This window comes from Faecalibacillus sp. H12 (assembly GCF_013361255.1).
Lineage (GTDB): Bacteria > Bacillota_I > Bacilli_A > Erysipelotrichales > Coprobacillaceae > Faecalibacillus > Faecalibacillus intestinalis.
Map to the genome: position 1 here is coordinate 1 of NZ_JABWDK010000053.1, position 9,419 is coordinate 9,419.

9 protein-coding genes are annotated in these 9,419 nt (G+C 27.8%); 5 read left to right on the forward strand and 4 right to left on the reverse strand.

The window, feature by feature from the left end:
• Positions 1 to 257: 257 nt before the first annotated feature.
• Positions 258 to 728, reverse strand: a complete 471-nt coding sequence (locus tag HUU89_RS14185) for a phosphatase PAP2 family protein (protein ID WP_175302099.1) — start codon at positions 726 to 728, stop codon at positions 258 to 260.
• The gene (locus tag HUU89_RS14190; RefSeq protein ID WP_032090959.1) at positions 728 to 952 is read right to left on the reverse strand and encodes a Smr/MutS family protein; all 225 of its coding nucleotides are present in this window, start codon (positions 950 to 952) and stop codon (positions 728 to 730) included. The genes HUU89_RS14185 and HUU89_RS14190 overlap by 1 nt, the downstream gene beginning before the upstream one ends.
• 120 nt (positions 953 to 1,072) lie before the next feature.
• On the opposite strand from HUU89_RS14190, the gene ychF reads away from it, so the two are divergent.
• The 3 genes from ychF to HUU89_RS14205 all read left to right on the forward strand — a co-directional run bounded on the left by ychF (position 1,073) and on the right by HUU89_RS14205 (position 4,539).
• Entirely contained in the window at positions 1,073 to 2,173 is a 1,101-nt protein-coding gene (ychF, locus tag HUU89_RS14195; protein ID WP_022002578.1) for a redox-regulated ATPase YchF, read from the forward strand.
• Positions 2,173 to 2,928 (forward strand): class B sortase, encoded by a 756-nt coding sequence (gene srtB, locus HUU89_RS14200; protein WP_175302100.1) that lies wholly within the window; start codon positions 2,173 to 2,175, stop codon positions 2,926 to 2,928. Before ychF ends, srtB begins: the two co-directional genes overlap by 1 nt.
• A gap of 96 nt (positions 2,929 to 3,024) precedes the next feature.
• Positions 3,025 to 4,539, forward strand: a complete 1,515-nt coding sequence (locus HUU89_RS14205; RefSeq protein WP_175302101.1) for an LCP family protein — start codon at positions 3,025 to 3,027, stop codon at positions 4,537 to 4,539.
• 13 nt (positions 4,540 to 4,552) lie between these two features.
• Here HUU89_RS14205 and HUU89_RS14210 read toward each other — a convergent pair whose 3' ends face one another.
• Both HUU89_RS14210 and HUU89_RS14215 read right to left on the reverse strand, forming a co-directional pair.
• Positions 4,553 to 5,812 (reverse strand): sensor histidine kinase, encoded by a 1,260-nt coding sequence (locus HUU89_RS14210; RefSeq protein WP_175302102.1) that lies wholly within the window; start codon positions 5,810 to 5,812, stop codon positions 4,553 to 4,555.
• Positions 5,813 to 5,815: 3 nt separating this feature from the next.
• On the reverse strand, positions 5,816 to 6,532 hold the full coding sequence (locus tag HUU89_RS14215; RefSeq protein ID WP_199588535.1) for a LytR/AlgR family response regulator transcription factor: 717 nt from the start codon (positions 6,530 to 6,532) through the stop codon (positions 5,816 to 5,818).
• 163 nt (positions 6,533 to 6,695) lie between these two features.
• On the opposite strand from HUU89_RS14215, the gene HUU89_RS14220 reads away from it, so the two are divergent.
• Together HUU89_RS14220 and HUU89_RS14225 are read left to right on the forward strand one after the other, a co-directional pair.
• Positions 6,696 to 9,095: a vWA domain-containing protein gene (locus tag HUU89_RS14220; protein WP_175302103.1), complete on the forward strand. Its 2,400-nt coding sequence runs from the start codon at positions 6,696 to 6,698 to the stop codon at positions 9,093 to 9,095.
• A gap of 63 nt (positions 9,096 to 9,158) precedes the next feature.
• A complete protein-coding gene (locus HUU89_RS14225; protein WP_175302104.1) occupies positions 9,159 to 9,362 on the forward strand; it encodes a hypothetical protein in 204 nt (67 codons plus the stop codon).
• The last annotated feature ends 57 nt before the right edge of the window (positions 9,363 to 9,419 follow it).

Genomic DNA, 9,419 nt, shown 5'->3' on the forward strand with positions numbered 1-9,419 from the left:
CTTTAATAAGTTCAATGATTTCTTCTAAAGATACATCCTCAGCTTCTTTAATAAAACCTTTAATGATTCTTCCTAAGATTTCAGGATATCCTAATATTCTTTTACAGAGTTTATCGATCATGATGATATGATCATTTGATGTGATTTCTAATACTTTTTCCATTTAGTTTTTCCTCCTATTATATAGACAATTTTTTGATCTTTTTCTTTTTATTTTTTAAAAAAAAGTAAAAAAAAATAACGAAATAAAAATTTCGTTATATCAAATAAATGATCAATGCAATTAAAAAACCACAAAGAACATCACTTATAAAATGAACAGCACAAATGATTCTTGATAGCCCTACAATGCATGCAATAATTAAAGTAATGATTCCTAAATGAATATTAATTTTCAATAAGGCAAATGCAATCGCAAAAGCACTTACTGTATGACGACTAGGAAAAGATTCTCCTGTTTTATGACCTACAAGTGGTTCAATATTAAATGTCATACAAGGACGTGGACGATTATAGAGTTTTCTAATAAGTGTTACAATCAAAAAAGAACTTAATGGTTTAATGATTGTCAATAATAGCTTTGATGAATGATTAATAAATAATATGAGAAGTGTTAAAGCATAAAGCACGGCTGTAAGATAAGGGGTTATTTTAGCTATTACAACGCATATTTTGTCTAAATGATGTTGACGGATGTAATTGAGATTGTTTTGATAAAATTTTTCCATTATTTTAAGATAAAGACTGTTTCTCCTTTATTAAGTGTCAGTATTTTTCTTTCAATTCTTGGATGTGAATATTTTTTTCTAACATAATTTAAAAGAATAGAAGAAGAATATCCATGAACAATTGTCACTTCTTTAACAAGAATTGAAGTTCCTTTTAAAAAATGATCTAGTTTTACTTTAGCTTCACTTTGACTACATCCGTGCAAATCTATTGTTGATAACATCCAATCACCTCTTTGCTATTATAAAATAAATTTAAATGAAAAAAAATGACAAAACGAAAATATTGCTTTTATGGGTATTTTTCATTACAATAAAGAGGTAAAAAAAGAGGAGTGAAAAAGATGGCATTAACAGCAGGTATTGTAGGATTACCAAATGTAGGTAAGTCAACATTATTTAACGCAATTACAAATGCACAAGTAGAAGCAGCAAACTATCCGTTTGCGACAATTGATCCAAATGTAGGTGTCGTAGAAGTACCAGACTATCGTTTAGATAAATTAACAGAAATGATTGAACCTAAAAAGACAGTTCCAACAACTTTTGAATTTACGGATATTGCAGGTCTTGTAAGAGGTGCAAGTAGAGGAGAAGGATTAGGTAATAAATTTTTAGGAAATATCAGAGAAACGGATGCAATTTGTGAGGTTGTAAGATGTTTTAGAGATAAGGATGTAACACATGTTGATGGTGATGTAGATCCTATTAGAGATATTGAAACAATTAATTTAGAATTGATCATGGCTGATTTAGAAACAGTTGAAAAACGTATTGGACGTTTAGAAAAGAAAGCTAAATCAGGTGATAAAGAAGCTAAAGCTGAAATGAGTGTTTTAGAAAAATTAAAACCAACATTAGAAGCAAATAAACCAGCAAGAAGTATTGAATTTGATAAAGAAGAAATGTTAATTGTCAAACAATATACTTTACTTACAATGAAACCATTAATCTATGTAGCTAACTTAGGTGAAGAAGATTTAGAAGATCCAATGCAAAATCCATATTATGTTCAAGTTTTAGAATTTGCGAAAGAAGAAGGTAGCGACGTTGTTCCTATTTGTGCAAAAATTGAAGCTGAATTAGTAGGAATGGATAAAGAAGAAAAAGCTATGTTTATGCAAGATTTAGGTATTGAAGAAAGTGGTCTTGATAAATTAATTAAAGAAGCTTATAGCTTATTAGGTCTTAGAACATATTTTACAGCTGGAGTACAAGAAGTAAGAGCATGGACATTTAAAGAAGGAATGACAGCTCCAGAAATGGCGGGTATCATTCATAGTGATTTCCAAAGAGGTTTTATTAAAGCAGAAACATATAGTTTTGATGATTTAGTGAAATATGGTAGTGAACATGCTTTAAAAGAAGCTGGAAAAATTAGACAAGAAGGTAAACAATATGTAGGTCAAGATGGAGACATCATGTTGTTTAAATTTAATGTATAATGAAAAAAGTAATTAGATATATCTTATTAACTGTCTGTGTTTGTGTATTTTGTTACTCAGCATATAATTTAATTAATATTTATTTGAATTATAAAAAAATAGATGATGATTATGGAGAATTAGCTAAAACTTATACGGAAGAAAAAGAAGAAAAGGAAAGCTATTTACAAATTAATTGGGATGAGCTTTTACAAAGAAATAAAGATGTGAAAGCGTGGATTCAAATTCCAAATACAAATGTGAATTATCCTGTTTTACAAGGTGAAACGAATGACACTTATATTCATAGTGATATAGATCATAATGAATTAAGTGCAGGTAGTATTTTTATCGCAAGTGAAAATGAAGATCCATTTAATGATTTTAATACGGTTATTTATGGTCATAATATGAAAAATGGTTCAATGTTTAATAATATTAAATCCTATACGGATCAAAGCTTTGCGGATGGACATCCTTATGTTTATATTTATTTACCTGATGGTACAGTAAGTCAATATAAAGTGGTTGTAGGACATATTATTTCAGAATCAAGTGTTTTATATAGTACACAAATTGTTGATACAGCTTCATTTGTACAAGAAATGGTAAAGACATCTTCTATTAAAGTAGATTTTGATCAATCTCAAGTACAATCGGTAATTACTTTATCTACTTGTACTTCTGCAGGAAGTGAAAGTGGTAAAAGAAATGTAGTACATGCGATTTTACAAAGAAAAGGGATTGATCCTGTAAAAGAAAAAATGGAAAACTAGAGAAATCTAGTTTTTTTGTTGTTAATTGTAAATGAGCTTGAATTGAATAAGTATGTCTGATGTGCTAAAATATTTGCATGTTAAGAGGGTGTTTTAATGGTTAAAAAAAAGAAAAGAAGTTTTATGTCTAAGTTGTTTTCTAGACGTATTTTATTATTAATACAATTTATCGTTTCTATCATTTTTTTAGGATGTATTTATATATTAAAGATGTTACCAATGAAATATTATTTGATTTTATGTGGTATTATTTTTTTGTTATGGATGTTAAGTTCATTGCTTATTAAATCAGGTATTAAAAAGAAAAAGCGAGAAAATAAATATGCTAGATTGATTTTTGGAAAGCTATTATCTTTAATACTTAGCATTGCTTTAGGATTTGTTTCGGTAATGGCTTTTAAAGGAAATAATTTTTTATCTAATATTACAGGTTCTTTTACACAAACAAGAGTTATTTGTATGTATGTAAAAAAAGAGAGTGCTATTAAAAGTTTAAGTGATGTAAAAGGTAATACAGAAATTGGAATTGCTAGTGAAAAAGGCTCAAAGAATATTACATCAGCAATTGCTAAAATAGAAAATAAAGCAAATAAAGATTTTCAAACAAAAGATTATAAAGATTATTCTTTATTAGGAGATGCTATCATGGATGGAGACATTGATGTTATTGTTGCTGATAATGCTTATATGGCTTTATTAGAAGCAAATCATGAAGGCATTGATGAAAATCTAAAGAGTTTATATAAAGTAGAAATTCAAGAAAAATTAAATTCTGTGACACAAGAAACAAATGTGACTAAAAATCCATTTATTGTTTATATGACAGGAATAGATACTTATGGGACAGTTTCAGCAATTTCAAGAGCTGATGTTAATCTTGCTGTCTGTGTTTCCCCAATTCAAAAACAAATATTAATTGTATCTATTCCTAGAGATACACAAATTACCTTGCATAAAAATGGAAAAATGGATAAATTAACGCATTCAGCTATGTATGGTATTAACGAGACAATTTCTTCTATAGAAGATTTCTTGGATTTAAAAGTGAATTATTATGCTAAGACAAACTTTAGTGGAATTACTAATATCATTGATGCTTTAGGTGGAGTAACAATTGATTCACCTTATGAATTTACAACATTACATGGTCACTATCATATTAATAAAGGAATTAATCAAATGGATGGAGATAAAGCTTTATGTTTTGTAAGAGAAAGATATGCTTTACCAAGTGGTGATTTTGATCGAGGAAGAAACCAACAAAGATTACTTAAAGCCATGATCAATAAAGCTGTTTCTCCTAAAATCATTACAAACTATTCAAATATTTTACAAGCAGTAGAAGGATGTTTTGAAGCTAATATGTCATCTGAAGATATAAAATCACTTGTTCAAACGCAATTAGATGATATGTCTAAATGGAAAATGTACAATGTTCAACTTACGGGAGATCCAGAAATTTCATATAAAACATATTCTATGAAGGGTAAAAAATGTTATACAATGAAACCTAATAAAAAATCTTTGAACGGTATTATTAATGTTATTAATAAAATTGAAGATGGTAAAAGAATTACTGATCAAGATGTAAAAGGATTACAAGGTGCTTAACCTGTAATCCTTTTTAAATGACAACTCTTAATTTAAAATGGTGTTGATGAGTAGAAAATTGACAATTTCCATGGAGCTTTTCAACTGTATAAGCAATACTTTGAGTTCCAAAGCCATGATCTTTTTCTTTAGATATAGGAATACCATCTATAAAAATAGGTTCATTTAAGTAATTATTTTCAATCGAAATAAGTAGCTTACCACATTTTTCTTGCATATTTAATTCTATAAAACGTTCATTTTCTAATGGCATAACAGCTTTAAAAGCATTTTCTAAACCATTAGATAGAATAGAAGTTAAATCGATATCACTAATAGACAATTGTTGAGGAATATCTAAATGATAATGAAAATCAATATTTTCATCTTTCATTTTATTTTCATAAGATGTCATAATCATATTAACAGTATCATTTAAACAATATTTCTTTCTTACAGTTTGATCGATGGCATCAAATAAAGTATGAATATATTCGATAGCATGTTCATTTTGATTATTTTCAAGATCGTTTAGTATATTGTTTAAAAAATGACGCATATCATGTCTCATTAAAATAATCTTTTTTTCATTTTCTTCCATCAGTTTCATTTCTTTTTTTGATTGTGCTTGTTTCATATAAATAAGCTTATTGGTCGTTTCTATTTTTTGCTTTTCTTCATATTGTTTAAAATAAACGGTACAGAATACAAAATAACAGATACATAAAAGAAATGGTGTAAATTCTACAGTTGTTTTATTCCCAATATAAAGAAGCTTTGTATAAACGGTAGAAAGATAATCAAATATATAATAGAAAATTGGAATGATACCAAAAGAAATAAGTTCACGTGATTGTTTTTTTAATAATTGAGAAATAGGTAAATAAACAAATTTAATAATGAAAACAAAAGAAATAATGAGTGTTAAAGAATAGGTTATATTATCTATATTCTTAATAAAAGAGGAAACAAAGATTGTTGTCCAGTTACTTATTTGACAACATAAATAAGCACTTGTTATAGCAATTAAACTTGGAAATAATCGTTTTTTGAAAATTAAAACAAAAAATAATAAAAGTGGTAAATGGGTAATAAAAGGATATAAAGAAATAACAGCCGATAAATCTTTAGTAAAATAGAAAATACCTTGTAATACTAAATCAATATAAAAGAATAGAAAAAGACAAATGACATTCTTTTTATTGATTCTAATATCTAGAAATAGTGCAGAAACAAAGATACCGAATAATAAAGTTAAAGTATAACGAATAGATTCTAAAATAGTATAAATCATATGTTAATCACCTTCTTTAAACATATATTCAAAATAAGCTTCTTTAAAAGATTTAGCATAACTTCTTGCGATGGGAACTTTCTTGTGTGTTTTTGTTTCAATTTCTATAGAATTAAAATGATCAATAGCAGGCATATGAACTAAGTAACTTCGATGACATTTATAAAATGCATCATTTGTAGTTAATTCATTACTACAATGAACAAAAGTATCTAAAACTTCTAGACATTCACCATCATTTAAACAAAATAAAACTTTTTTATTTTGTGCTTCAACACATTCAATCAAATGATAATAAATTTTACGATATCCTTTATCTGTTTTAACAATAATAGATTCAGGTTCATAATGAAATGCTTGTTTACAATCATTTAAAAGAGAGCATAGTTTTTCATAAGTTGTAGGTTTTAAAAGATATCCACTTGCTTTAACATCATAAGATTCTAAGGCAAATTCAGGAGAAGAGGTTAAAAAAATAATTTTAACGACAGAATCATTTTTTCTAATTTCATGAGCTGTTTCCATACCATTTAATAAAGGCATCATAATATCTAATAAAATAACTTCGATATGACTTTTTTGATAACTATTAATTAAAGCATCCCCATGATTAAAAAGATAAATAGAAACATCTTCATGATGTTCCTTTCCCCATTTTTCTATCATTTCTTTAACTTGATTCATATATAAAAGATCATCATCACATATTGCTATATTCATATACATCACCTAATACTATTTTATCAAAATAAAAACACTTCTTATATACATTTCACACCCTAAAAACGACATTTCGCGCCAATTATAAAAAATAACAATTAAAAAAAGTAAAATAAAAGCATAGGAGGAAATGAATAATATTCAAAGAAAGGGGATAGTGAAAATGAAAATATATAAGAAAGTGATAGCATGTATACTGACATTAATGATGTTCTTTGCACAAATGCCAGCCAACGTATTTGCGGCTAATCAAAAGAATAATATACCACTTGATATTGTCTTGGTTTTAGATGTTTCAGGGAGTATGGAAGATCCTATAACTTCAACTGATACTACTAAAAGGATTAAAATTTTAAAAGATTCAATTAATCAATTTATTGAGGAATTTGCTAAAAATAATTCAAAACAGAGTGATGAAAAATATCAAAGTAGAATTTCGATTATTAAATTTGCTGGAGATAAATCAGATAAAGTAGGGAATGATACCTATACTGAAAATAGATATAGATATAATTATACGCAAATTATGAATGATTTCTTTACTGCCACAAATGACAATAAAGCAAAGTTAGAAGATGTTGTCAATAGCATTAGTCCTGCAGGGGCAACACGTTCAGATTTTGCAATGGAATTAGCATTAAAACAAATTAATCAAAGTAAAAATGATGAAAGTAGAAAAGATGCCAAAAGAATTGTTTTTTTTGTAACGGATGGTCAGCCAACGACTTTGAATAATTTTGATGATGATGTCGCTAATAAAGCTATTACAGCATCAGAGGAAATAAAAAAAGATGCAGAAGTTTATACATTTGGAATGTTTTCTTTAACTGATCCATCTATTACTGGACATGTAGGAAGTGGTAGTTGGTCAGATGCAGAAAAGTTTAATGCTTATATGCATGGAGTTTCTAGTAATTACTCAGATGCCCAAAGTTATAAAAACTTAGGAACTAGAGCAGAAAATAGTGCTTATTATATGGGAGCTAAAAGCTCAAAAGAGGCTACAGCAATATTTGATAGTGTTATAGCTAAATTATTAAGTATGACATATGCTGGTGCAGATTATACAGATGTAGATGCAGCTATTAAAAGAGCAAATTCACTTAATAAAGATAATTATAAAGATTTTTCAAAGGTAGAGGATGCTATTAACGCAGTCAATCGTGATAAAGATATTACTGAACAAGAGGTTGTTAATGGTTATGCTAAGGCTATTAATGAAGCAATTGATCAATTAGAATATAAAGCTGCAGATTATACAGAAGTAGATAAAGCTATTGAAAAAGCAAATAAACTTAATAAAGATAACTATGAAGATTTTTCAAAGGTAGAAGATGCTATTAAAACAGTTGTACGTAGTAAAAATATAACAGAACAAGATGAAGTAGATGCTATGGCAAAAGCCATCAATGATGCAATTGATGCATTAGTATTCCAATTAAAAATCAAATACAATTCTAATGGTGGAACAGGAACAATGACTAATCCAGCTATTGAATTAGATAAAGAATTTACTTTCCCAAAATGTGAATATGTTGCTCCAAATGGAAAACATTTTAAAGGCTGGCAAGTAGACAGTACTATTTATAAAGTAGGAGATCCAAGAGTATTTACTAAAGATGATCAAAATAAGGAAATTAAAGCAGTTTGGGAAGAACATACTTTTGATCAAAAATTAAAAGAAGTCAATGGAGTAAGTACTTTAAAAGACAAAGCAACATGTACAACAAATGCTATCTATTATAAAAGCTGTACTTGTGGTCAAGTAAGTACTACAGAAACATTTGAAGATAAAGATACAAAATTAGGACATGAATATACAAAACAAATAAAAGATGAAAAATACTTAAAATCTCAAGGAAGTAACTGTCAAGAACATGATGCATATTGGTATGTATGTTCAAGATGTGATGCTAGTGCTAAAGATGATGAAAATGCACAAGATAAGTATTATGAATCTGCAGAAGTAGGAAATCATGTGTATGATCAAGAAGTTGAAAGTAGTGAATATTTAGCGACTCCAGCTACTTGTATGACACCTGCTAGATATTATAAGAGTTGTATTTGTGGAGCAAAAGGTACAGAAGCATTTGCAGCAACAGGTACTCATTTAGGACATGCTTATATAGAAGTTAAGAATCCACAATTTTTAAGAGAAAAAGCAACTAATTGTAAGGAACACGATACATATTGGTATGTATGTTCAAGATGTGGAAAAACATCAAAAACAATCAATAAATATTATGAAGATAAGGATTCTAAAGGAGAACATATATCAAGTGATTGGATCATTGATCAACAACCAACAGTAGCTAAAGAAGGATCAAAACATAAAGAATGTACAGTATGTAAAGAAGTGTTAGAAACAGAAAAGATTGCTAAGTTAGAAAATGTGAAAACTGAAACAAAGAAAGAAGAAACAGCTTCTAAAAAAGAAACAAAAGTAGAAAGTAAAAAAGCTGTAACAACAGAAGATAATACAAATAGTATTGTGCCAATGGCTTTACTAGGTATAAGCTTATTAGGAATTTACATTATTGTAATGAAAAAATATGTTCGTTAGAAAGTAAAAGAGAGAAGACTTGGTTCTTCTCTTTTTGTTATAATGGATAAGAGGTGATACATAATGCAGATAATAGTGATTATCTTTTTTGTAATTATATTATTCATATTTTTATTTTTAAGTTTATCAAGTGATGAAGATGATGAAGATCAAAAAAGAATTGCAGGGAAAGAAGGAGAATTACAAGCAAAGAAGGTATTAAATCATTATTTAAATGAAAATGGTTTGTTATTGAACAAAAATAGGAGCGCAATCCCCTTCCTCTAAGAGAAGCGTAGGGAGGGATCTAGCTCCTTTTATAGTTTTTATAATAGATGTTGTTTT